21 protein-coding genes and 3 pseudogenes are annotated in these 24,528 nt (G+C 60.6%); 14 read left to right on the plus strand and 10 right to left on the minus strand.

What is annotated here, in order from left to right; translation table 11 throughout:
• Window positions 1-28 precede the first annotated feature (28 nt).
• Entirely contained in the window at window positions 29-622 is a 594-nt protein-coding gene (locus AB3L03_RS29105; protein ID WP_368507446.1) for a hypothetical protein, read from the plus strand.
• Between the two features lie 220 nt (window positions 623-842).
• On the opposite strand, the gene AB3L03_RS29110 is transcribed toward AB3L03_RS29105, so the two are convergent.
• From AB3L03_RS29110 to AB3L03_RS29125, 4 genes are all read right to left on the minus strand, one after another.
• On the minus strand, window positions 843-2,177 hold the full coding sequence (locus AB3L03_RS29110) for a sensor histidine kinase (protein ID WP_368507447.1): 1,335 nt from the start codon (window positions 2,175-2,177) through the stop codon (window positions 843-845).
• Between the two features lie 46 nt (window positions 2,178-2,223).
• On the minus strand, window positions 2,224-2,901 hold the full coding sequence (locus AB3L03_RS29115) for a response regulator transcription factor (RefSeq protein WP_368507448.1): 678 nt from the start codon (window positions 2,899-2,901) through the stop codon (window positions 2,224-2,226).
• A gap of 272 nt (window positions 2,902-3,173) precedes the next feature.
• Window positions 3,174-5,360, minus strand: a complete 2,187-nt coding sequence (locus AB3L03_RS29120; RefSeq protein WP_368507449.1) for a molybdopterin cofactor-binding domain-containing protein — start codon at window positions 5,358-5,360, stop codon at window positions 3,174-3,176.
• Window positions 5,361-5,371: 11 nt separating this feature from the next.
• Window positions 5,372-5,833, minus strand: coding sequence for a (2Fe-2S)-binding protein (locus AB3L03_RS29125; RefSeq protein WP_368507450.1), 462 nt, complete (start codon window positions 5,831-5,833; stop codon window positions 5,372-5,374).
• Between the two features lie 329 nt (window positions 5,834-6,162).
• Between AB3L03_RS29125 and AB3L03_RS29130 the strand changes: the two genes are divergently transcribed.
• The 10 genes and pseudogenes from AB3L03_RS29130 to citG all read left to right on the plus strand — a co-directional run bounded on the left by AB3L03_RS29130 (window position 6,163) and on the right by citG (window position 15,326).
• Window positions 6,163-6,624: a DUF305 domain-containing protein gene (locus AB3L03_RS29130; protein ID WP_368507451.1), complete on the plus strand. Its 462-nt coding sequence runs from the start codon at window positions 6,163-6,165 to the stop codon at window positions 6,622-6,624.
• Between the two features lie 115 nt (window positions 6,625-6,739).
• Window positions 6,740-7,810: an SDR family NAD(P)-dependent oxidoreductase gene (locus tag AB3L03_RS29135; RefSeq protein ID WP_368507452.1), complete on the plus strand. Its 1,071-nt coding sequence runs from the start codon at window positions 6,740-6,742 to the stop codon at window positions 7,808-7,810.
• Window positions 7,811-8,160: 350 nt separating this feature from the next.
• Window positions 8,161-9,102: a CoA ester lyase gene (locus tag AB3L03_RS29140; protein WP_368507453.1), complete on the plus strand. Its 942-nt coding sequence runs from the start codon at window positions 8,161-8,163 to the stop codon at window positions 9,100-9,102.
• A 76-nt stretch (window positions 9,103-9,178) separates the two neighbouring features.
• Entirely contained in the window at window positions 9,179-10,126 is a 948-nt protein-coding gene (locus AB3L03_RS29145) for an AEC family transporter (RefSeq protein WP_368507454.1), read from the plus strand.
• 67 nt (window positions 10,127-10,193) lie between these two features.
• Window positions 10,194-11,351, plus strand: coding sequence for a [citrate (pro-3S)-lyase] ligase (gene citC, locus AB3L03_RS29150; RefSeq protein WP_368509089.1), 1,158 nt, complete (start codon window positions 10,194-10,196; stop codon window positions 11,349-11,351).
• Complete coding sequence (gene citD / locus AB3L03_RS29155) at window positions 11,239-11,487, plus strand: citrate lyase acyl carrier protein (RefSeq protein ID WP_368507455.1); 249 nt, start codon at window positions 11,239-11,241, stop codon at window positions 11,485-11,487. The genes citC and citD overlap by 113 nt, the downstream gene beginning before the upstream one ends.
• Window positions 11,484-12,347: an aldolase/citrate lyase family protein gene (locus AB3L03_RS29160; protein WP_368507456.1), complete on the plus strand. Its 864-nt coding sequence runs from the start codon at window positions 11,484-11,486 to the stop codon at window positions 12,345-12,347. Before citD ends, AB3L03_RS29160 begins: the two co-directional genes overlap by 4 nt.
• A gap of 29 nt (window positions 12,348-12,376) precedes the next feature.
• Window positions 12,377-13,896 (plus strand): annotated as a pseudogene (gene citF / locus AB3L03_RS29165) (citrate lyase subunit alpha).
• Window positions 13,897-13,949: 53 nt separating this feature from the next.
• Window positions 13,950-14,449, plus strand: a pseudogene (citX, locus tag AB3L03_RS29170) (citrate lyase holo-[acyl-carrier protein] synthase).
• Complete coding sequence (citG, locus tag AB3L03_RS29175) at window positions 14,421-15,326, plus strand: triphosphoribosyl-dephospho-CoA synthase CitG (RefSeq protein WP_368507457.1); 906 nt, start codon at window positions 14,421-14,423, stop codon at window positions 15,324-15,326. Before citX ends, citG begins: the two are co-directional and overlap by 29 nt.
• A gap of 142 nt (window positions 15,327-15,468) precedes the next feature.
• Here the strand turns inward: citG and AB3L03_RS29180 are convergent, their stop codons facing one another.
• The 5 genes from AB3L03_RS29180 to AB3L03_RS29200 form a co-directional block, all read right to left on the minus strand.
• Window positions 15,469-16,134 (minus strand): aldo/keto reductase, encoded by a 666-nt coding sequence (locus AB3L03_RS29180; RefSeq protein WP_368507458.1) that lies wholly within the window; start codon window positions 16,132-16,134, stop codon window positions 15,469-15,471.
• A 17-nt stretch (window positions 16,135-16,151) separates the two neighbouring features.
• Window positions 16,152-16,496 carry an aldo/keto reductase gene (locus AB3L03_RS29185; protein ID WP_368507459.1) on the minus strand — a complete coding sequence of 115 codons (345 nt, stop codon included), beginning with the start codon at window positions 16,494-16,496 and terminating at the stop codon, window positions 16,152-16,154.
• The gene (locus tag AB3L03_RS29190; RefSeq protein ID WP_368507460.1) at window positions 16,477-17,268 is read right to left on the minus strand and encodes an NAD(P)-dependent oxidoreductase; all 792 of its coding nucleotides are present in this window, start codon (window positions 17,266-17,268) and stop codon (window positions 16,477-16,479) included. Before AB3L03_RS29190 ends, AB3L03_RS29185 begins: the two co-directional genes overlap by 20 nt.
• Window positions 17,187-17,504, minus strand: a complete 318-nt coding sequence (locus AB3L03_RS29195) for an NAD(P)-binding domain-containing protein (RefSeq protein ID WP_368507461.1) — start codon at window positions 17,502-17,504, stop codon at window positions 17,187-17,189. The genes AB3L03_RS29190 and AB3L03_RS29195 overlap by 82 nt, the downstream gene beginning before the upstream one ends.
• A 273-nt stretch (window positions 17,505-17,777) precedes the next feature.
• Window positions 17,778-18,137, minus strand: coding sequence for a hypothetical protein (locus AB3L03_RS29200; RefSeq protein WP_368507462.1), 360 nt, complete (start codon window positions 18,135-18,137; stop codon window positions 17,778-17,780).
• A gap of 543 nt (window positions 18,138-18,680) precedes the next feature.
• Between AB3L03_RS29200 and AB3L03_RS29205 the strand changes: the two genes are divergently transcribed.
• On the plus strand, window positions 18,681-18,920 hold the full coding sequence (locus tag AB3L03_RS29205) for a hypothetical protein (RefSeq protein ID WP_368507463.1): 240 nt from the start codon (window positions 18,681-18,683) through the stop codon (window positions 18,918-18,920).
• 477 nt (window positions 18,921-19,397) lie between these two features.
• The gene (locus tag AB3L03_RS29210; RefSeq protein ID WP_368507464.1) at window positions 19,398-20,009 is read left to right on the plus strand and encodes a DUF930 domain-containing protein; all 612 of its coding nucleotides are present in this window, start codon (window positions 19,398-19,400) and stop codon (window positions 20,007-20,009) included.
• 2,425 nt (window positions 20,010-22,434) lie between these two features.
• On the opposite strand, the pseudogene AB3L03_RS29215 reads toward AB3L03_RS29210, so the two are convergent.
• Window positions 22,435-23,059 (minus strand): annotated as a pseudogene (locus AB3L03_RS29215) (NYN domain-containing protein).
• Window positions 23,060-23,691: 632 nt separating this feature from the next.
• Between AB3L03_RS29215 and AB3L03_RS29220 the strand changes: the two are divergent.
• The gene (locus AB3L03_RS29220; protein WP_368507465.1) at window positions 23,692-24,276 is read left to right on the plus strand and encodes a TetR/AcrR family transcriptional regulator; all 585 of its coding nucleotides are present in this window, start codon (window positions 23,692-23,694) and stop codon (window positions 24,274-24,276) included.
• Window positions 24,277-24,528: the final 252 nt, after the last annotated feature.

The raw sequence follows: 24,528 nt of genomic DNA on the forward strand, positions 1-24,528 counted from the left end.
CAATCAGCAGCCTGATGAAGATGAAAAGGTGTTCGTGCCGGTAGCACCGGTCACCGTGGAGGCGATGGAGGCGGACGTGCATGACGTCGCGGTCGACATGTTAGTGCCGTACGCAACGCCCGAAGTGTTAGGTAGAGGTACCGTTGTCATCGGGCTTTCGCCGCTGGTATCGGCCTCCGTTGCACCCAGCGGGATCGTGCTGCCAACCACGCCCGCCGTCGAAGCCGCAGGCTGGCTTGAAGAGGCTGTGCTGCTTGATGTCGTGGCGCAGCTTGAATTCGGTGTCATGCCGCCGCCGTCGAAGGTCGATGACGAGGATGAAGCGCTGCTCGTTGCACCCGTAGAAGATGTCAGCGACGTGCCCATTGCGCCCGTCGAGCCAGTCGCATTGCAGGACGCGCCGATTGTCGGACCTAGACCGCCGGAATCGATTTCGGTTGCCCCAAGCGGGACGCCGGCGCCAGTAAAGCTGCTACTCGTTCCGTTGGAGCCCAGTGTGCCCATCGGGGAAGTCGCACCCATTGCTGAGGGGCCGGTGGTCGTTTGCGCGTCGCTGGCTGCGCTGGCGCAAAGCAGCGCAAGCGCTGCCACGAACAATCGTCGCCGCATCGGCATCTCCTGATCATCGATTTGCAAAGCGCCGTCTGAACCAACGAAAGTTCCGTTGAACCGATAGGAGCGGTTCGACGCGTCGGCTTCCAGGCGCCTTAGGTACGAGTAAAAGTACGCGGCCGGCGGATTGGGGCCACTAAATTCTCTGCGGCAAAGTTAAACTTGAATTTAGGGCCGGCTATCGCCAGGCGCCTGGGCAGATCTGCTCGTACAGACGCGTCGCGATGCTCTCAGCTGACTTGCGGTGGAACGCGCTCGAAGACGATCTCCGCAACGCAACCCCGTCCGGTTGGCGCTGGCGACAGCCCGAACTGAACTCCGTGCAATTTTGCGATCGCAACCACCAGGCTCAGACCCAATCCAAGCCCAGGCTCTCCGCGGCTTTTGTCGGATCGATAGAAGCGTCTGGTGACGAGGTCACGCTCGCTCGGTGCGATTCCGCGCCCGGTGTCGCTGACGTGCACGATGCTCTTTTCTCCGATGCAGCAGAGCTTGAGCTCGATATGCCCGCATTCCGGCGTGAATTTCACGGCATTGTCGACGAGATTTGCAATGGCCTCGAACAGCAGGTCGCGATCGCCCTGAACCACCATCTTCTCTTTGGCTTCTACGACTAGCATTACGCCTTTATCTTTGGCCATAGGCTCGTAGAGCTCTCCAACGTCGCGTACCAACTCCGCCAGGTCGACCTCCCGGAACCCCTCCAAACGCCGACTATGCTCGATTTCGGTGATGCGGAGCAGGGCAGTGACCATCGTTAATGATTGGTCGAGCCCGCCGATGGCGCGATCGACAGCCTCCTTCAGCTCGTCAAGAGTCTTCGCTTTGTGCCGTCCGCTCTCCAGGGTCATCCGCACATTCGTGAGCGGCGTTCGCAGGTCGTGAGCGATGTCGTCGCCCACTCCGGCAACACTACGCAGAAGCTCCTCCGTTTCATCCAGCATTGCATTGATAAGCCGCGCCAGCTCGGTGAAGGGAGCCCCACCTTGTTCCGGCAAGCGTTCGCGCAATTCGCCCGCCACGATGCGTTGGATCTGCCGGTTGTACTGGTCGAGCCGTTGTTGCGTCCTGATGCTCAGGAATGCTCCAAACAGCGAACCAAGGCACAGCGCCGGAATAAGCCCCCATGCGACTGCTCGCTCTATCGTGCTGCCGATTTCAGACAGCTCGTCGGTGTTCCGGCCGATGAGGAGGATCGCTCCATCATCAAGCTTGCGTGCGACAACGCGCGCCAACTGTTGCTCGCGGCCGGCGGCGTCGATCCGCACCACTGAAAGCGGCTGTGGTGGGGTGTCTGGCTGTAGGTTGCGCGGCAGACTTTCAATGTTTCCGATCACACGGTTTCCATGTGCGTCGAAGAGGCCGCCGAGCTTCACCCGCCGCGGATCCCCGTCGAGGTGTTGCTGGAGGGCTTGGTGCCGCTGCTGTGGAGGAAGGCTGGAGAACGTATTTGCGCGATCGATAATCAGTCGATCGACACTCGCGGTCACGTATCTGGAAGTCGGCCAGTAGATGAAGGCTATGATCAGGAAGACGCAGATCGCGAACGCGCCGATTGCGACCATGGTCCCGCGAAGAATGGTCGATCGGAAGGCTCTCGTTCGAATAATCTTAGGAAGGGGCACGCAACATAAATCCTTCCCCCCGGATATTGAGGATCATCGGCGGCTGGCCGGCCGGATCGACCTTGCGGCGGAGCCGGCCCATATGCACGTCGACGAGATTGCTCTGCGGCACGAACTTGTAGTTCCAGACTTCTTCAAACAGCATCGCTCGGGTGAGCAGTTGGTCGACCCGGCGCATCATGTATTCGAGCAGCCGGAACTCGCGCGGCAAAAGATCAAGCGGGCGACCCCCGCGCGCGGCGGTACGCTCCAGCAGATCGACTTCAAGTGGTCCGACCCGCAGCACGGTGTCGCGGCTTTCACCAGGCCTTCGCAGCAGGGCCTCAATCCTCGCAATCAGCTCCAGGATCGCAAATGGTTTGGTCAGATAGTCGTCACCGCCGGCCCGCAACCCACGAATTCTGTCATCCACCGCTCCGAGGGCGCTCAAGACCAGAACGGGGGTGCGCACCTGCTCCTGCCTGGCAACCTCGATGATGGTCAAGCCGTCGATTCCGGGAAGCAGACGGTCGACGATCATGACATCGGACCCGCCTGCGCGCGCTTTGTCGAGTCCCTCAATGCCCGTCGCCGCCCGGTCGACCTCATATCCACGGCCGGCGAGTTCAGCCGCGATCTGCTGGGCGGTCTCGTCGTGATCCTCGATCAGCAGCACCTTCGGCATTGCGACTTCCTTTGCACCACGGCCGCTCGCATGGCAGGAGCCTGCCCAATCGCCACAGACAAGGCTGACCGTCTGTTGCGAAATTGTACAATAATCACATAGCCCTAGCACGAAGCCGAGCTTCATTAAATCCAGTTTAGTCTTGTAAATTCGACTTTATGGCGCGCGCCTGCATGGACGAGGCCGCTCGTGTCTCGCAGAGGCTTTCAGGTGAGGCTCGCCACTCTGGTCAGGGCGGACGTTGGCGAACTCACAAGCGCGCTGTGGCGTGTTCAGCTGGCGCGGAGGGCCGCCAACACTTTGGGCGGCGTGAACGGCACCGAGCGCAGGCGTACGCCAGTAGCTTCGAACACGGCCCCGGCAATGGCCGAAGGGACGACGGCGCAGGTAGGCTCCCCGCCGCCCCAGGGGACCTCTTGCGGGCGATCGATCAGATCGATCACGACCTCTGGGATCTCAGGGAAGGTCAGAATAGGATAGCTGGCCCAATCAAGGCTGGTGACCATGGAGCGATCGAAGGTCACTTCCTCCTTCAGGATTCGGCTCACGGTTTGGACAACGCAGCCCTCGATCTGATTGCGCAGTCCGTCAGGGTTGATGATCTGGCCGCAATCATGCGCCACGTAGAAGCGTTTCACCGCAACGGCGCCAGACTTGCGGTTGATTTCCACATCGGCGACGGCGCCGACATAGGTGCGCATCAGCTCGTATTTCACATAGGCAAGCCCGCGTCCCGTGACGACCTCGGCATTGCGATCCGGTTTTCGTCGCTCACGCCATTTGCTGAGCTTAGCCAGTCGCTCCAGCAGTTCCTTGCCGCGCGCGTCCGCGAGATGTTGAAGCCGAATGTCAAGTGGATCCGCGCCAACGCTCGCCGCAATCTCGTCAAGGAAGGATTCGTTGGCAAAGGTATTTTGCAGGCGCCCGGGCGAGCGGATCCAGGCAGGTCGCAGGGGTGTCGACTGCAATCGGTGGGCGGTGGTCGTGACGTTTGGAATGTCATACGGAATCGAGAGATCGTTGAGCACGCCGCCAGGGCTGAGCTTGCCGAGACTGTTGAGCCCGGCAAGGTCAGCGCCGGTGAGCGGCACAAAGGTCGCCGATCCGTCAGGCACGAACAGTTCGGATTCCCACGCCGCCAGATTTCCCTGCGGATCGACCCCGGCTCGCATGTCGAGTAGTGTCGGCGGTCCCTTGGGATCCCAGCCGTGCTCGTCCGCGCGCATCCATTGCACCCTGACCGGCGTGCCGACCGCACGCGCCAGCAGCGCCGCGTCGGCCGCGGCGTCCTCGTGCCCATTGCGGCCATAGCAGCCCGCGCCCTCGACATAGACGCAGCGAACGTCCGCGTCGGATAATGCCAGCATCGCAGCCAGTTGCTTGCGCAAATCGTGTGTCGCCTGCGAGGCGGTCCAGCAGGTGAGCTTGCCATCGGTAAAGGTCGCCACGGCACAGGACGGGCCGATCGAGCCGTGGGTGTGGATCGCGAAATCATAGGTCGACCGAAGCTTGCGTGGCACGGCACCAAGGACCGCACGCGAGCTGCCGAGGCGGCTGGTGACCTCGTCATGCACGACACGCGTATTGCGTACGTGCTCCCAGATCTTGCTCTGGTCCGGGAGGTCACTCCAGCTCGACCAGGTCACCTTCAGCTGTTGCGCGGCCTTGATTGCGCTCCATTCGCTTTTGGCGACGACGCCAAGAAAGTTGCTGATGCGGACGATCTTCATAATTCCAGGTATGTCGGCGATTGAAGACTCGTCATAGGAGACGAGTGTCGCACCGAACCCCGATGGACGCACCACTCGGCCGTGCAGCATCCCGGGGATTGTGAAATCCTGCACGAAAGTGAAGCGGCCATCCACCTTGTCCGGAATATCCAGGCGGCGCACCGGCTTGCCGACGACGGTGTAATCGCCAGGCGCCTTCTGCGGCGCGTCCTTTTCGATGTCGAGAGCAAGGCTCGTCGGTTCAACGAGACTCCCAATCGGCAGCCGTTCGCCGCCTGCGGCAGTGACGACACCGTTTCGGATCGAAAGCGTGGAAATGTCGCGATCCATCTGCGCGGCCGCGCGGCGCAGGAGGGCTCGACGCGCCGTGGCCGCAGCGCGGCGCAGCTGCATGCCGCCGTTCTGAATCGAAAAGCTTCCGCTGGTCGTGCCCTGGTCCGGCGTGAGCGCGGTGTCGCCTTCGATGAGCGTGATCTGATTGATGGAGACGTCAAGCTCCTCCGCGACGATCTGGGTCAATGCGGTCCGCACGCCGGTGCCGAGATCGACCTTTCCGGAATAGACCGTCACTGTTCCGTCGTGTGCGACAGCAAGGAAGCCGTCGACCCGATCGGTCGACAGGGATCTTCCGGCGGCGGGCGTAGCGGCGCGTGCCATCGGTAGGCTGAAGGCCACAATGAGCGCGCCACCTGCCTGCAACAGCTTGCGCCGATTGATCATCTCGTCCATGGCGTGTCTCCTTACGAGCTTGCCGCAGCGCGCATGACCGCGCGCAGAATCCGCAGATGCGTTCCGCAACGGCAAAGATTGCTCGCCAGTTCTGTCTTGATGTCTTGCTCGCTCGGTTTCGGATTGCGCGCCAAAAGGTCCGCCGACTGCATGATCATGCCGTTGATGCAGTAGCCGCACTGGACTGCCTGCTCTTCGATGAACGCGCTTTGCAGCGGATGGGGATTGCTGGCCGTGCCGAGGCCTTCGAGCGTCACGATGCGGCCGGACACTGCGGACAGCGGTGTAACGCAGGACCGAACTGCCGTTCCATCGACGTGGACGGTGCAGGCGCCGCATTGGCCGAGGCCGCAACCGAAGCGCGGTCCATGCAGACCAAGCTCATTTCTCAACACGTAAAGCAGGGGAGTATCAGGATCGTCGACGGTTATTGAAGCGACTTTACCGTTCACGTTCAAGGAAGTCGTTGCCATCGTACAATTCCTGCCTTGCGCTCCGATCGCCAAGCCTCTTGCCGGGTTGGAGCGCGATGACGCCGCGATGAAAGAGCCGTAAGTGCCGTGCACCGAGCGGGTTAATGACAGGAGCGAAGTAGGGAGGTGGCGCACTCGCCCCAAGCAAAAACTTTAAGCATCAATTTGAATTGAGCGCTCGGTAGCTCTGCGTCCGACTGGAGCCCCGCTCATCAAACCTAAATCCAAATTTAGTTGAATGCGCCATCTGGTGCGCCGACTTCGAGAAATCGAGAGCCTGGCATTTCATCAGTCCGGCTGGGCAACGGGTCATCCCTTTGGAGGTCAACATGGCACTTTCCTCGCGCACAATCTTGCTCTGCACGATGCTGCTAACGGCTGCAGCTTCGCCTTCGTGGGCACAGAATTCAACAAGCGCGAACCCTGGCACAGGCAGCGCCGGTCGCAGCGAGCAGCAATTCATGGTCGACAATGACCTGGCGATGAGTGACATGACCAGAGCGATGCTTGTCAAACCAACTGGTGACGTGGACCGTGACTTTGCTGCAATGATGATTCCTCACCATCAAGGCGCGATTGATATGGCGCGCGCCGAGCTGAAATACGGTCACAACGAAGACCTTCGGCGGCTGGCGCAGAACATCATCGCGCAACAGCAGCAGGAGATATCAATCATGCGCCGCGCCACCGGGGAAGCTTCGCAGGCAAGCGACAAGCCGTTGCCGCCATCGAGGCCAAAGCCCGATGCTGCGAATCGTCCAACCGCAATGAACGCGATGCACATGAAGTGAATTCGAGCAAATCCCGCTGTGGAGCAAAGGCGAGCAGCCTGCACAACGCGCCACTGAAGGAGATCGCCGGATCGGTAACCAAGAGAAATGACGGCTAAGCTAAAGGAGCTTTGCGATGAGCGAGAATACTCGCGATGAATTCCAACCTAACGGCAATGGTGTTCGACGGCGCGCGGTGCTGGTCGGCGCGGGGCTGGCAGCAACCGGGTTGGCGCTATCAGGCGGCGTTGCAGCAGCTGAGCCAGTAAAGCATGCATCGGTAGCCGAGCCGGTCAGCGGGCCCTATCCGAAACCTCCTGCCGGAAGAACCGCCGGGCCGATCCTGCCAGGGCGCGGCTCGGCGCTGGTCGGCAAGATCGCGGTGGTGACCGGTGCGGCCCGCGGAATTGGCCGTGCGATTGCCATCGAATTCGCTGCCAACGGTGCTGATATCGTTGCCCTCGACATTGCAGGACCGGTCAGCCCCACTGCCGATGCAATTCCGGCCACGGAGGCTCAACTCGCCGGGACAGTATCGGAGATCGAGAAATATGGCCGGCGCGCCACCGCAGTCAAAGCGGACATTCGTGACATGAAGGCTTTGCGAGCAGTTGCCGAGAAAGTGGAGCGTGAACACGGAAAGATCGACATCGTTGTCGCCAATGCCGCCATTCAGGGGTGGAAACCGCTGATGGAAATGGACGACATGGACTGGCGCGACCAGATCGAGAATAATCTCAATGGGACTGCGAATACCGTTCGCGCCTTTGGACCCAAGCTGGTCGCCCGCAATCAGGGTCGCATCATTCTGCTCTCTTCGATGCAAGGCAGAATGGGCACGATGGATGGGGCAAGCTATTCCGCGTCAAAATGGGGCATCTTGGGGCTGATGAAATCGGCGGCCCTGGAGCTCGGTCGGCACAACGTCACCGTCAATGCAATCTTGCCGGGACTGGTCGGCACGCCTTTGACCTACAATGAGCAGCGGTTCCGGGCGGCAATGGCACAATCTAACCGCCAACCCCCGGCGCACCCGACCGCGCAGGAAACCTGGGACGCTCGCGCTCCGACTGTGCCGCTTCAGGTGGGATGGCTGCAGCCCGAAGACATCTCGCCGGTAGCGGTCTTCCTGGCATCCGACGCCGCTGCGCTGGTAACCGGCAGCGAATTTGCAGTTACCGGTGGAGACGCGGCCAAGGTCAGCTGATCGACACGCGCGAATACGCGTGCTGCTCGTGTGGTCGGGCGGCACGTGCCGAAGCGCTCCACAGTCTTCTGCACATCACCCGAATCTGTAGCGCGGTCGCGGTGGCGCGAAACAACTGCCAACGTGCACGTGCACATCAGCGCGTTTTCATTCGCCACCGAAAGCGGGGATGCGCATCGAGCGCAGCAAATGCCGCTTCAACGCGTCCCAAGCTATGAAGGAAAGTTTAGTCACCTTAAGGTCTATTTAATGGTGCCGCCACGCGGTCTGCTTACCTCCGTTGCATCAATAATCGAGTGAAGTCTCCCCGCGGGAGAGTTGCTCATCCTGGCGACGAAAGGCGGACGATAATGGCGAACATCGATGAAGTGAATTCCGGCTCCCGCATTGAAATACAGTCGGGGAATGGCGCCCGCCGGCCGACTGTTTCGCTCCGCAGCCGCCTTCGTGCATGCCGAAGTTTCCTGCTCACGCCAGGCTCCAGGCCCGAGCGTTTTGCCAGCACCCGGGCGTTCGGGGGCGATGCTATCATCGTCGATCTCGAGTCGACCGTCGCTCCTGACGACAAGCGCCACGCGCAAGACGCGGCGCTGGCCTTCTTTCGTGAACCGCCTGCAGCCGATTTCATGCGCATCCTTCGCGTCAACAGTCCGCGCTCTGCGATCGGGCTGCGTGACCTGCTGGCCCTGCTCGAAGCCGGCAGCCAGCCCGATGCAGTCATACTTCCCAAGTGTCAATCGGCGGACGAAATCCGTGTCGTGGTCGATATCCTGGATGGCTCCACGATCGGCATCATCCCCATGGTCGAACTCGCCCGGGCGGTGTTCGTTGCCGAGCTTATGGCCGATGCCCATGAGCGTGTTTGCGGCCTGTTCTTGGGTGGCGGCGATCTCGCTGCCGACCTCGGCGTGGAAGGCACATGGGAAAACCTGCTGTATGCGCGATCCAAGTTCGTGGCGGCGGCGGCCAGCACCGGCCTTGCTGCTATCGACGTGCCCTACTTCAAAGCGGACGAGGCCGGGCTCAGACAGGAAGCGATGGCGAGCCGCAAACTCGGCATGACAGGAAAGGCAGCACTTCACGCCGAGCAACTCGCCGTCATTAACACCGTCTTCACGCCCTCGCCGGACGCCGTGAGCCACGCACGTTCTGTCGTCGCTGCCTGCGATACCGCCGGCCGTAGCGCGCCGGTTCTAGCCGGCCATGTCTTGGAGCCGGCAATGTTGCGCGAAGCCGAGCGCATCCTGGCGATCGCGAGGAAGTCGCATAGCGTCTTGCAGAAACCTCACTGAGGTAGTTCGCGAGATCACGCCGAGAATACGCCGCGCAAGACGAATCCGACTTCAATCCGACTGGCGACATGAACCCATGCTCAACACCATCGCAACGACTCTCGTGCCGGTCGCGTTCGTCATTTATCTCGGCTATCGCGCCGGAAGCCATGACGCCTTTGCGCGGACGGACCGAGCCCTGCTGACCCGGCTGGTTCTCACTTGGCTTTTGCCCCCATTGCTGCTTGCCGGAATTCTGCAGACGCCGCGCGCGGATCTGACCAACTACAGAATACCGCTGCTCTTCGTGGTGGGGCTTATGGTCCCATATCTCACGGTGCTACTCGGCTGCCGTTTCGTGCTGCGCTACGACCTGCGAACCTCCACGCTGAGAGCGAGCCTGCTCGCCTTCCCAGACATGGTGTTCATGGGAATTCCGATCCTCGGACAGTTGTTTGGACCCTCGAGCCTGTATCCTATTCTCATTGCCAATCTTGTCCCGTCCCTTCTCATTCTTCCCCTTACGACTGTGTTGCTCGAGGTTGGCTCGGAAAGGCAACAACGCGCCGGACCGCGAGCGTTCTTCAAAACGGTCACCAAGGCATTACGCGAACCACGGGTCTGGGTGCCATTCATCGGCATTGTCCTCGTGCTTCTCGATCTGCGTATACCCGAATTCGTCATCAGCTCGTTGAATCTCGTCGGCAGCGCGACCACCGGGATTTCCCTGTTCGTCGCCGGTCTCATCATTGCCGAGGAAAGGGTTGAGCTGACGAGGGCGGTGGCCGTCGACGTTCTTATCAAGAATCTGGTGCATCCCGCCGCGATGCTGGCCGCCGTATTGGCCTTCGGAGTGAATGGCGTGCTCGCGCGGGAGGCTATCCTCCTGGCGGCGCTTCCTTCCGCCGTTATCACGACCATGTTTGCGGAACAGCACGGCATTCTTGAGTCCGAGTCCTCGACCACAATCCTCGCGACGCGGGTGCTCGCCTTCGCCACTATCCCGATCATGATCGCGGCAACGCATCATCTGGCGGACGTCTGAAAACAGGTGCGCCATGATTGTAGTTGATGAGTTCGCCACGATCCGTCCGGATGACGCCTCCGACGAAATGGTCGAAGTCAGAAGCTTGCTGGCTGCCAATCATCTCGGGCTGGATAGCCAGGTCGAGGCATTCGTTGTGTGCCGCCGTGACGGAAGGATCGTCGCGTGCGCCGGCCTCGATCACAACGTCATCAAGTGCGTCGCCGTGGCAGATGAGTTTCGCGGTGAGTCGCTCAGCCTGCGCCTCGGCAGCGAGACGGTCAAACTGGCGGCCGAGTGCGGCCAGTTTCATCTGTTCTTGTACTCGCCCCCGCATAACCTGCCGTTTTTTCGCGGTTGGGGTTTCTATCCGTTGGTTGAGGTTCCCCAACTCGTGGTTCTGATGGAGAACAGCCCGATCGCGATCCAGGCCTACTGCGACAGGCTGCGTCAACAGCGCCGGCCGGGACGCAAGATCGGCGGCATTGTCCTGAATGCGAATCCTTTTACGCTCGGCCACCAATACTTGGTGGAGCGGGCCGCTCACGTCTGCGATTGGCTCCATGTATTCGTGGTCAGGGAAGACGCGTCGTTGTTCTCGTACGCCGATCGCTTTCGGCTCGTGGAGGCAGGCGTAAAGCATCTCGAAAGAGTCAGCCTGCATCCAGGCTCCGAGTACATCATTTCGCGCGCGACATTTCCTGGCTATTTTCTGAAAGATCAGGCGCTTGTCGATCATAGCTGGGCCGCAATCGATCTGCTGCTGTTTCGCGAATACATCGCGCCGGCGCTGGGCATCAGCCATCGCTATGTGGGTACAGAGCCGCTCGACACCGTTACCGAGAAATACAACGCCGACATGAAGCATTGGCTGCAGTATGCAGCCTCCTCGGCCGCTTCAGTCACGGTGATCGAAATACCCCGGGCCTCCGTCCGCGATGTCCCCATTTCCGCATCCCAGGTCAGGCGATTGTTGGCGCGGGGGAGTTCCCCGCCATGCAGGACCTGGTCCCCGCACCGACTTTGCAATTTCTTGAGCGGACATTTTCCGCATCCCGCAACGTCACTAAGGAGACCGAAAGACAATGAAAATCGTCAAGGAAGCTATTTCCGGCACTCTGGAATCCGGCGACGTGCTGGTCAGGGTTGCTCCAAGCGAAAACGGCACGCGCGATATCGTGCTCAGGAGCGAGGTAATCAAGCAATTCGGCAAGCAGATCAGGCTTGTCGTCGCCGACACGCTTGACAAACTTTCGGTCAGCGCTGGCTCTATCGTCATCGAGGACAAGGGCGCACTTGACTGCGTGATCCGGGCGCGTGTCCAGGCGGCGGCGTTGCGCGGCTGCAGCGTGGAAGAGCTGGACTGGCGGAGGCTCGCATGAAGCTGCGCCGCAGTATGCTCTTCGTCCCCGGTGACAACGCCGCAATGCTGAGCACATCCTTTGTCTACAGGCCGGATTCGATCATGTTCGACCTGGAGGACGCCGTGTCGCCACGCGAGAAGGACTCGGCGCGGCTTTTGGTGTTTCAGGCGCTGCAGCATCCAGCTTATCGCGACATCGAGACTGTCGTGCGGGTCAATTCGCTCGAGACCGGGTTCGGACTGAAGGATCTGGAGGTCGCCGTTAGGGGCGGGGCCGACGTGGTGCGTCTCCCCAAGACGGAGAACGCTCAGGCGATTGGTGAACTCGAAGCGCACGTGGTGCGGATTGAGCAGGCGTGCGGCCGCGCGGTCGGCGATACCAAGATCATGGCCGCAATCGAGTCGGCGAGCGGTGTAGTCAATGCTGTGTCGATCGCGACGGCATCGCCTCGCATGATCGCAATCGCAGCGGGCTTCGATTACCTCGTCGACATGCACACCAAGCGCAGCAACGGGTGGCAGCCTGAGTTGTTCTACGCCCGAGCCGCGGTGCTCCATGCCGCCCGCGCTGCGCGGATCGATGCCTTCGATGTGGTCTACGGCAACGTCAGCGATGACGATGGCTTCCTCCGCGAGGTCAGGATCGCGAAGCGGCTCGGGTTCAACGGCAAGTCGCTGATCCACCCTAAGCAGGTCGAGCTTCTGCACAAGGCCTATGCGCCGACTACAGACGAAGTGAGCCGTGCGAAACGCGTCATCGCGGCGGCGGACGAGGCCCACCGAAAAGGGCTTGGGGTCGTTTCGCTGGACGGCAAGATGATCGATCCGCCCGTCATCGAAGAGGCCGAGATGACCTTGCAGCTTGCCGATGCATCCTGAAGGAAACCACGATCATGAAAGACGATGCTATGACGACCGCCATCGCGTGCCTGGCAGCGCAGGAGTCCGCGTTACCCAAGCTGCAGCCGTTCACGAGCGCGAACGCCCAGACGCCGTTTCTCGCAACCAAGGAGACGAAGTGGCACCGAAAGATCTGCGGATCGCTCGAGGAGGCGATCCAGCGGTCAGGACTGCAGGATGGGATGACCATTTCGTTTCACCATGCGTTCCGCGAAGGCGACAAGGTGGTCAACACGGTTATCGATACGCTCGCCCGGCTCGGCTTCAAGAACCTGACGCTCGCCTCGAGTTCGCTCCTGAACTGCCACGATCCGCTGGTGGAGCACATTAAGACCGGAGTCATCACGCAGATCTATACCTCCGGCATGCGCGGCAAGCTGGCCGAAGCCGTCTCGAACGGGTTGATGAGGAATCCCGTTCAGATCCATTCGCATGGTGGCAGGGTTCACCTCCTGCAAACCGGGGAGCTGAAGATTGACGTCGCATTCCTCGGCGTCGCCTGCTGTGACGAGTTCGGCAACGCCAATGGATCGCATGGCAAGCTGAGTTGCGGGTCACTCGGCTATGCCAAGGTCGACGCCGACTACGCGCGGCAGGTCCTTTTGCTCACTGAAGAGCTGGTCGACTTTCCGAACCGCCCGGTCAGCATCTCGCAGGATCGCGTCGACCTGATCGTCAAGCTCGATCAGGTCGGGGACCCCTCGCTGATCAGCGTCGGTGCTGCCCGGGTCACAAACAATCCGCGGGAGCTGCTGATCGCGCGTCGGGCAACGGATGTCATCGAGCATTCCGGGTATTTCATTGACGGTTTTTCGCTGCAGACCGGCTCCGGGGCGGCATCGACGGCCGCCACCCGTTTTCTCGAAGAGCGCATGAATTGCAAAGCCATCAAGGCGAGCTTCGCGCTCGGCGGCATCACGGGAGGCATTGCCGATCTTCACAAGAAGGGCCTGATCAAGGCTGTCGTCGACGTGCAGTCGTTCGATAAGGATGCGGCGGAATCGCTTCGTACGTCCAGCGCGCATCTTGAGATCTCTGCCAATGAATACGCCAATCCGACCTCCAAGGCGGCCTATGTGGATCGCGTCAATGTGGTGATCCTGAGCGCGTTGGAGATCGATGTCGACTTCAATGTCAACGTGATCACCGGCTCCGATGGCGTCATGCGCGGCGCTTCCGGCGGCCATTGCGACGTCGCTGCTGCCGCGGATTTGACCATCGTGGTGGCCCCCTGGTGCGTAGCCGCATTCCAACGGTGGTCCGCCATGTGACGACACGGCTCACACCTGGCGAGTCGATCGATGTCTTGGTCACGGATCATGGGATTGCGGTGAACCCGACGCGTCCGGAAGTCGAGAAGCGGCTACGGGATGCTCGCCTGCCGATCATGACGATCGATGAGTTGCGCGAGAAGGCTGTCGCACTGACCGGCGAGCCGGAGCCGCTTGAATTCACTGAGCGCATTGTCGGCATCGTCCGTTACCGGGACGGCAGCGTGATCGATGTGGTTCGGCAGGTGAAAGGCTGACCATGCGCGCGCAGGTTCGGACGGTCAACGCGGCCGAAGTTGGTCTTGAGGAGATGCTGGCGGCCAGAGAGGAGCGGGCAACTCGCCAGGCCGCTGCTCTGGCGCGGTTTGGCAAGCCGCTGGTGTCCATGACCATGGTGATGCCGGGGCCGGTCAAGGACGGCCTATTGCCGCGGCGAGTGCTCGCAGTGGCCGTTCAGGACATGGAGACTGCGTGTCGCGCGAAGGGCTGGCGCATCTTGTCCCGCAAGGTCTTGTGGCAAAAGGCCGGCCCCGAGGCGCTCTCCGTCATCGATGCGGACGCGCTGTTGCTAAAATCGGCGATGATCAAACTAGAAGACCATCACCCGCTGGGACGGCTCTGGGATCTCGACGTGATCGCGCCCGGGCAAGGCCAGCTGTCGCGTCAAAGTTTGGGGGGTCGCCGCGCCGGTGCCTGGTATGCGGCCAGCCGGCCCGTGTTTGCGGCCGCTCGCGCCGGCATCCGCTCGGGCAACTCCTAAGCACGATAGGCAGGATCGTTCATGAATATGATCTTCGCGCAGTCACTTAGTGCACCCTCCTATTCGGGCCGGCGTGGACGTGAGGCGTGCATTGGCGATGCCATTGCCGAATATGCCGATCAGGCGCTGCTCACAGAGCTTATGCTCACGCCAAAGCCCGGCTTGGTTGATCGCCGCAATTCCGGTGCTCACCGTGACATGAATATCGACACATTCCTGGCCAGCGCACGGGCCATTGCTCCCTGGTGGTCGCGGTTCGTGGCGCTAGGTTATTCGAGCGCGCATGTCAGCGCGGGCGCCGCGTTGCCTCTGGTGCGTCCCACGGGCGTGGTGTGCGAGCAAGCGATGTTTCGAGCAACGAGCGGAGTCAACACGCACAAGGGGGCGATCTTTTCGCTCGGCCTGCTCTGCTTTTCGGCCGGCCGTCTCCAAGCCCGCGGTACAGAAGTGAGCAGAGAGCGCTTGTGCGGTGAGGTTGCCAATATCTGCGTCGGTCTGGTCGATCGAGAGCTCAACCGCGCCGCTCCGACGCAAACGGCAGGCGAGCGTGTCTTCCGACGTTTTGGATTCGCGGGGGCCAGGGGTGAAGCGGCCTCCGGTTTTGCCACGGTGCGCACGGCCGCACTGCCGGTCTATGACCGCGTGCGGGAGGACGGTCTCGACGAGGGCACGGCGCTTTTGCATGTGCTGCTGCACCTGCTCGCGGTCAACAATGACACCAATCTTATATCACGCGGAGGTCTCGCCGGCCTTGACTATGTCCAGGCTTACGCCAGACGGCTTCTGCGAGACGGAGGCGTTCTAGCGCCCGGCGGGGTGGAGAAGATGGCGTTATTTGATGATGCACTGATCGCGGGTCACCTCAGCCCGGGCGGGACCGCAGATCTGCTGGGTCTGACCTGGTTCCTGGCTCAATTTCCCAAATGAAGGCAGGGGTTGCGCGAGCTGCTTGCGGTCTCTGCTCTCGAGGGCCATTCTCGACCGCCTGGCCAACATCAATAAGGCGGTGCCGTTGACGTGCAGGTAGGCGAGGAGCGTTGGATCGAGCGCGACGTCGCTCCTTTGTCGGTTAGGCCGCCCTATTGCGGGCCGGCGGTGACATGAATTCGGGCCCGACTGGATCGCGGATGGTGGCTTCGAGGATGCGATCGATCTCCGCTTTCGTCGCGGCGTCGATATGCCATCCGCTTATCTGGTCCACCGGTTGCAACTGGTCTGGATGGCGGGCGCCCCATAGCGAGCTCGTAATTCCCTGGTCAAGCATCCAGCGGATCGCCAAATGGATGACACGCTTGCCGAACCGTTTTTGAGCGAGGTCGTCAAGTTGTCCGACGGCGGCAAGATATTGTGCAAAACGAGGCTGCCCGAATTTCGGATCGCTGCCGCGAAGGTCATCGCCTGTAAACGCTACTTCAGCGCGCATGCGGCCGGACAGGAGGCCACGGCACAGCGCGCCATAACCGAAGGTCGCAATGTTGTTTTCGCGACAGTAGGGCAAGATTTCTGCCTCGATGCCGCGCTCGAAGAGATTGTAAGGGGGCTGCACGACATGCAGTGGCGCAACCCTACGGAAGCGCTCCATCTGCATCACCGAAAAATTGCTGACGCCGATTGCGCGGATCTTGCCCTGCCGCAGCAAACTGTCCATCGCCTCGGCAGTCTCTTCGATCTCCACAAGGGGATCCGGCCAGTGCACCTGGTAGACGTCGATATAATCGGTTCGAAGCCGTCCCAAGGAGTCGGCGACCTCCTTCAGGATGCGTGCTCGGGAGGCGTGCGGGACACGCGTCCCTGGCTCCACTCAAGACCGACCTTGGTTGCAATGACCACGCGTGTGCGTAGATTGCCTTCTGCGGGCGCCTGGCCGACGAGCTCCTCGGAGTGCCCAAATCCGTAGGCGGGAGCGGTGTCGATCACGTTGACGCCGCGATTGATGGCGGTCCGGATCGTTGCGATCGATTCGGTCTCGTCGGTCCCGCCCCACATCCAACCGCCGATCGCCCAGGTGCCAAGTGCCACGCGTGACACGTTGATGGTAGTGCCGGGAATGTTGACACGTTCCATTTGCAGCTCACCCTTATAGGTTCGATCGAGCATGAAGCGGCTCCTGTTGTGTTGGGCTTTCGAACTTTGTGTTTGCAGGAGATTTCCCGGGCGCGACGCTCAGTCCGGCCTCCTCGGAGGCCAGCAAGCCAAGCGCAGACCAATCCAGCTCAGAATATCCGCGCGCTATCACGGTGATGAAGCGGTCGCGAACGACACTGAGAGTAGGCATTGGTACGCCTGCCTGCTCCGCCTCCTGGAGCACCAGCCGCATGTCTTTGAGCGCGAGTGGGAAGACGAGGCCGCCGGTGCGGTATTGTTGTCCTGCGATCTTGCTGCCATAAATTTGATGGAAACGGCTTCCGAACATTGTGCCGGTCATAATGGCCAGCAGTTCCTCGGCATCGAGCCCGCGTTTGCGGACGAGCGCACAGATCTCCCCCAGGATTTCCAGATTGGCCGCGATCATGGCGTTGCCGGCCAGTTTGATCAAGTTGGCCGTCGCCGGAGTGCTGCCCACGACAAACGTATGCTGGCCGAGCAGATCGAACATCGGCTGGCAGCGCGCGAGCTCCGGCGGCGCGCCGGCTGCAATGACAAACAGTTGGCGGGCCTTCGCGGCATCAGGATTTCCAAACACCGGGGCTGCAACATAGCTCTGACCATTTCGTGCATGTTCGCTTGCCAGCTGGGACGCCGTTGTGGGGCTGATCGTGCTCATCGAGAGATGGATTGCACGCGGCATCAAGCCCATGAGCAGGCCGGCAACGCCGAGATCCTTTCGACCAAACGCGATCTGTTGAACGGCTGCATCGTCAGGCAGCATGCTGATGACCAGCTCGCACTCGAACAGGTCGCAAAAGGTTGTCGTCGGCTCAAGGCCGAGCGCCGCGAGGATTCTTTTTGCTCCGGGCGCCGGACATAGGCGACCACGTCTTGACCGGCAGCAGCGAGATTTGCCGCCATCGCGGTCCCCATTCGTCCGAGACCGATAAAACCGATCCGGCCTGCGTACAGCCCGCGTCGTCGGCTGGCCCCCGAATTCGCCTCTGCATTGGCCATTGACCGCTCTTCCTAATGTTTGTTCGTGAGACCGGATCGTCACGCCGTCGAGCACATTCAGGGTCGACGTCCCGAACACCGAGTTGGTGGCGCCGGAGGCAAATCCAATTAAAAAAGAGTTCAGGTGGGGGGAGGCCGTTTGATCCTGACGAGAGCGAGTGCGACGCCTTGATCTTTGCTCTGCATTCGAGGAGCCTGCCCCCGAGCGAGGCGGCGAGGGATCGGCACGGCAGCGGAAACCCTCCACCCGATACAGGTAGCTCGTTCTCGCCGTCAGCCGCAGTATGCTGGCCAGAGATTGCGCGGACGGCCATAGTAGAGATCGTAGCAGTCAAGGCCGTTGTCGAAGATGGCACCGTACCTCGGCCAGACGCCGCCGAAACGGTGCATGGAATCATGGTGTAAACCCGAACCATAGGCGCCCACATGATTACCCGGGCCGATGCGGCCGCCGCCAAAACCACCCATGTGCGTGCCACCGATTGCACCCATATGGACACTTCCACCGAAACCGCCCATATGACCACCTCCAAAGCCGCCCATGTGGCCGCCACCACCACGTGCCTCTGCCGTCGCCGTAAGCAGGCTTGCCGCAAATGTCGCCGCAACCAGCATTGTCAACAGTCGTTTCACCACGTCATTCCCTTTCCAGTTGGGCGAACCTCAGATTTTCAGCGTTTCGAGATCAGATCGAATGTTCTCTCTCCGAAATCACCGCCGGTATTGGCTTCTCTGTCAGCAAGTGCGAACCCCGGCAGGCCGTTCAAAGGAACATCTTCTCACGCCGCTTCAAAACGACGAGAGGATTTCCATAGAACGAGGGATCACCGGACTTGTTAGCTTTCTCCTTTCTTAGTGCCGCACGCCTGCATGAGCGTCTGCCGATTTTCCCGTGGCGCACCCGACGCGATGTCGATCGGCCGACGCACAGCCGGTCTACGCAAGCAACCGACTGACGAATCAGCTGCATGTCGAGAAGCGCTCGACGCCGCGCGTGGCTCAACGGTCGACAGGCCGTTTTGTCCCTCCGCCGATTGAGTGGATGGTCGACGCGAGCGGCTCACAACGCGTTGAATGGTCGCGAGCAAGTGTGCGTTTAGAAGCCAGGTATCTGCTCGCATCTCGTCTGAAGCGGCTCAAACGTCTTGGGCCGCTTGCATCCAGTGGAGAAGTTCGATGACCAAAATCAAGCTAATGGCGGGTGCATTGATCGCTACCGCGATGCTCGCAACCCCCGGCGCGGCTCGCGAGAGCAACATTGCTGAGCGGCACGTCACGCGTGAAGCCAATCCAAGCGCTTTCAATCCCTTCCCATCTATCGACAGCCGGGCCGGCATTCCAACGCACCACGTCGACGCACCTGAGAGAGCCCCCGGGGGCGTTTGCGACTTCGGCGATAACCCGATGATATGCTGATATCGGCGTACTGCGGCATGGGGACGACTCTCAAGGTCGGTTAGGAGGTCACCGTTACAACCGGACGCTCGTTCACGGCGGACGAGCTGGTGAGAGGCGCCATCCAGCCAAACACGCATCGGATGCGTGCGCCGAAGAAGTGATCATGACAATGTTGGCCAATGATGCAGCGATCGAGAGTGTCGCCCTTGGATATCCGGGCTGCGCACCGACCTCCGCAAGCACGCAATCCGCATTTCATCGAGTACCATCGGCGTGGCTCTTTGCGGACGTCTCGCCGACCATGTGGCCATCGGTCAGCGCTTCGTTGCGGCTCCGGTGATTGGGCGTCCATTGTCGCGGCGGCCGGAGAACCGGCCGTGGTTGGCGACTGCGGTCAGGGCACCATCGCGAGGTGAATCCGCTGTTGGATGGAAGCGGCCCACCGGCGTTCGTGAGGACCGATCGGCCAAAGGCGGCGAGCCTCGTTAGGCGCAGTTGAATTTTCTGATTACCGCGGCAAGCGAAGCGCGCGGCAATCAATCGGGCTTATCGGCAACCGAAGACGCCGACGGTCCCCTCCCGAAGGGGGCGAAGAGGGGAGTGCTGCAGCATGGCGAAGGCCTACCAGATTGCAGGAACGTATCAGCCATCGCCACAAGATGGGCACATTTCTCCCTTCTCCAGTTCCCCTATCTGGAGCCAATCACTGTGAAATCATTCCTTCTTTTGTCTGTCGCCCTCGCCGCGATGACCTTGGTCTCGTCACAAGCGGTTGGGCGAACCATTTCCGATGAGCAAATGATGAAGCTGGATCTCGGGGCCCGCGTCGAACAACGCTGCAACAGGCGCGCGATGGGTCTTGTTGGACGCGAGCACCGCGGCTTTCACCCGGACGAACTCGTTGCCTACGCTTACGGCGATCCTCGAAGCTCAGGCACCGTCGTTGATGCGTCAGGAGCGGCTGTCCGGAGCGGCAACGCCTGGTATCACCTCGCCTATTCGTGCCAGACCTCAGCCGATGGCCTCAACATCGAACAGTTCAAATACTCGCTCGGCGGCGCCATCCCCAAAGGCGATTGGGCCGAACATTACCTCGTTGCACCTTGAGCCTACGTTGGCAAGGTTGCCACTTAATCGCACCACTGGATGGGTTAGAAGTCATGACTTATCGTGCGCGTACTTCTCCAAAGCAACCGACTACATCACTTTCTCAGGGCCCCCGCGAAATATGCCCAGCGACCAGCACGCACACACCGTAGGACCAGTCAGCGACACTGACTTGCGTATTCAGTCGGGCGCCGTGTGAAGGTGCCGAAAGCGAGTACGATTCTCCGGGCCCTACGCAAGCTGAGGCATTATGCCTCTTGAACGAGCGTGTCGAGATTAGCTTTGGACCCGCAGCAATCGGCCATCGCAATGCCGCCAATTCCCAAATTGACTTGGACTATCGTTCTACGGGCGAGCCGTGCAGGTCAGCTAATGGAATGGTCCGGCCGTGCTCCCGCCCTGCCAGTACGAGAAGCTGGCAAGGGGCGCCCAAGACAAGGAGCACACCATGTCTCAGAAACTCGACGCTTCGCCCCGCCGTCATCGGCATCGATATCGGCAAGAACTCGTTCCACATCCAAGAACTCGTTCCACATCATTGTCCAGAATCAGCGCGGCGGCATCGTGCTGCGGCAGAAGTGAAAGCGGGCACTGCGCGCGATGGCTTACTTCGGAGATTGTAGGCCAGGAGAGGTCAGCCAATCGCTGATGTGCGCGCCAGTATTGGCTAACCGTGCTTTTCTAAGAAGGGCCTCGCGTTCCGCACCTGCCGGTAATGCGCTGGCCTGCTCCTTTTACCTTGTTGCCAGTTCGCCCAATCGCTCATCAAGGGAGTGGGTTTGCTTCACTGTGCGGCGGCGCTCCGTCATGGCGCTTTCCTCGGGCGGTTAGCAACTGACTCCAAAACGAGAAAACGTAAGTTCAGTTCCAGCGCCGGAACGAACTTAGGCCACGGCCAAGATCAAACCACGCTGAATGCCACGACCCAAGCGAGGCAGCTAGTGTGACGAAGCAATCTGCGATCTCTTTCAGCGGCGCCTCAACTCCCCTTCTTGGCAATTGAGAGGCGGACTTGGTCTGTTCTTTATAGTTAAGTTCTTTGACGTATCTCATCGGTCGGCTCCAACTAGGCCGCTCCCCATTCGACTTGGGCCAGCAAGGGCTAAAAAGACAGCGCCGGTGAGTGGCAAGAGAACAGATCGGCAACGCGGGCACCCGCGCGGTGGAGTCGCACCTAGCGACACCGTTTTTATCAGTTGGAGGATATGCACTCGTCCTGTTTGTGCACGACATTAATGGACCTGTTTTGACCGGGCTGGCGCTCCCGCTGAATCCGAAACTTAGATGAGCCTTGTTTTGGAGCGGATGGACAAAAGCTTGCTCGGAGATCCCGCAGGTGCCGACATCAACCGGACCTGCTCCTGCCCCCATCTGCGCGGTTGACGAAGAACGGCCCCATCTCGAATTCCCTCAAGCCCTGCCATCTCGGCGAGACACTCGAGATTTCCCGGCGGGCTTCTCAAGGAAGACAGAGGATGGCCAAGAGACTGGCCGGAACGAAGGCACGTGCGATTGCCCGTAGAGAACCGAGGCAATTGCCTTGCCTCGAATTATAACAGCCCCAGCTTACCGTACCTCGGCCCCGACGATCCGTGCGTGGACATATGCCGCGGATGAGCTGATGCTGATCAATGCTCGGGTGCAATCTACCGTCGTGTCCGAACAGCTCTTGCTCTGCTGCCTGCTCGCCGTCTTCTGCCGGTCGTTCTCGCCTGGGTGTTTAGAAGGCGATTTCGAAGCTTCTCTACCTCTCTAAGCTCGGCGATGAGCGCTTGGAGTCGTGCGTGCAGAACTGCACAGCTATAAACTTGGCTAATATTCGTCATTACCTGCCCCGGAACATGACTGAAATAATGAGCCACGATAAAACAGGATAATTGAGCAATCGCTACTTGGTACGCTTAGTGAGCTACAACTGTAGCCGCCAGATGCTCCCAGTACTCTGCCTCTGCGAGCAGCTTCCAGCTTCTCTCAGGATGAAGCGCGGCAGTCTGTCGGCAAAGCGACGCCATTGCCCGAAGGCGGCGGACAGTTTCCATTTCCAACCTCCCGTGTTTTCCCCAAGCTTATTTTTCAATTTTGCGAAGGAGTCATCATGATTATTAGATATAACTAAATTTGGCTTTCACGGCAGCGAGTTTAGTTCCGTCAGAGCATCAAAGCGGAACTACTTTCGCTTTAGGCTTCACATTATTTTCGAATGCTATTTGGTGCGCATTCTCGCGCGCGGATTTCGCAGCTCGACGTTATCGATCGTGCGAAGTCGTGCAGCAAGATTGGTCGTTGCTCAGCACCTGAACCTTACTAGCGATCAGCCCGGCGCAAATGCCGGGCCCATTCTCAAGCTCATCCCGCGGATACGCGGATATAGCTTGGACGAACGACCAAGTGCGGTCAGAGGCTGGACCAGCGGTCTCGCTCGGGATTACTCTTCGAGAACGCTATCATTTCTGTTCGGTCCCGCGATGGTCTGACGCTCTGCGGTCTGCTGCGGGCGATAGCGCGACTCGCGCTGAACCGGGCGTTCGGATGGATTTCGACCGATCTTAGCTTGGAGCTCGATCAGATCGGTGAACACGTCCTCCTGGCGGCGCAGCTCGTCGGCGATCATCGGCGGCTGGCTCGCGATCGTCGAAACGACGGTGACCCGGACGCCACGGCGCTGCACCGCCTCGACCAGGGGCCGGAAGTCTCCGTCACCGGAGACCAGCACCATCTCCTCAATATGCGCGGCGAGCTCCATGGCGTTGACAGCGAGCTCGATGTTCATGTTGCCCTTGAGCTGCGCCGGCCGCCAGCGTCGATGAACTCCTTGGTCGGCTTGGTCACGACGGTGTAGCCGTTATAGCGAAGCCAGTCGATCAGCGGACGGATCGAGGAGAACTCTTGGTCCTCGATAACCGCCGTGTAATAGAACGCGCGCAGAAGCGTACCGCGGCTCTGGAATTCGGTCAGAAGGCGCTTGTAGGCGATATCGAAGCCGAGCTTTTCGCTGTGGCGTACAGATTTGCTCCGTGGACGAAGAGCGCAATCCTGGTGGAGGCTGACATGATAGTCTCTAGCCGCACAGTGCCGCGCTGCGGGTCCGTGCAAGTGAACCCGCCAATGAAGTGGGAGCTGGCGCGTGTGCGCCAGCGAAGGCGCGATCGCGATCTCTGGTTGGGCGAACAGCCGAGCCGCGGCCAGATACAAGGCGGCCAGAGCGCTTTTCCTCATTCTGCTCCCGGCTCCGTGGTCTGCTGCGATCGCGGTGCGCGGATGCGTGAAACCGCATGCACAGTCGCAATGCCCTCCCGCGATTGTGCCGGGTCGGAGCGCACCGTTGCCTACATAGAAGACCAGGTCGCCAGAGCGCGTGGAGCGAAATCGTGATGCACTCCCGTGATCCGGACCTGCGGTCCTGAGATGAAAGCTCCGCTGCGCGCAACGAAAAGCGCCATCCCTTAACGAAATGTTCGTACCCACTGAGAGCTTCAATTGTGCGGGACATCCTTAGCATTTAGATCCGATGGGAACGTCCTGCTTAGCGTGAAGGCCAAACGGAGCAAACCCGCTGCCAAGCCACGGCCTTCCAAGGCACGCCCTTCCAAGGCACGCCCTTCAAGGAGTCGCGCCGGTCGCACTGGGCGGCCGCCGCGAGAGCTCGCCGGGGAAGTAGAGAACCGCGTCCTGGATGCAGCGCGTGAGGTCTTCCTGGAAAACGGCCTGGCCGGCGACAACGGTCGACGAAATGGCCGCTCGCGGCCGGGCGGGCAAGCGGACGATCTATGCCCGATTTCCGAGCAAGCAGGCGCTCTTTACGGCCGTCGTCATGCGCAACGTGGCGGCCAACGTCGCGAGGTTTCAGACGCATGTGCCAAGCGGGGCAAACATCCAGGAGCGTCTTGCAAGCGTCGGCGCGGCCATCCTGCACTGGGCTTTGGCAAGTGATACTGTTGAATTGATGCGCCTCGGTATCTCGGAGGCGCGACACTTTCCGGATCTGGCGAGCCGTGTCCATCGAATGGCGAGAGACCGGGGCACAGAAGCGGTGGCAAAGCTGTTGACTGAGGTAGCAGGGGAGGACGAACTCGGCACCGCGCCGGCGTTCGCTCCCGAACGCCTCCCGACCACAACCCGGTTCTTCCTCCATTTGGCGCTACTGCCCCTGCTGATGCGGGCGCTGTCCGGAGAGAAAGCCAAGACGCTGCAGCACGAGGTCGGGCCACATGTTGCGCGCAGCGTCTCATTCTTTCTCGCCGCGTGTCGGGTGGTGGTGGTGGACTGAGTTTCTACCGATCGGCTCGGCGCTCCCAGCGGCGAAGCCACCGCTTAACTCCGAGAGATCAGCCGCGTCGCGCGGAGTTAGGGTGCGGGAGCCATCTCGAAGCGGCGGGCTGGCGCGTCACGAGGCGTGACCTCGAGCGAGACAAGCTAAAGTACTCCATTTCGCTGGAAGACCATTTGGGCGCGCGTCGTGAGATTGCCACATCAGAGATAGCGAACGGAACGTCAGGTGGTGTTGGCCTGCAGGCGTGCA

The organism is Bradyrhizobium lupini, assembly GCF_040939785.1.
Taxonomy (GTDB): Bacteria; Pseudomonadota; Alphaproteobacteria; order Rhizobiales; family Xanthobacteraceae; genus Bradyrhizobium; species Bradyrhizobium canariense_D.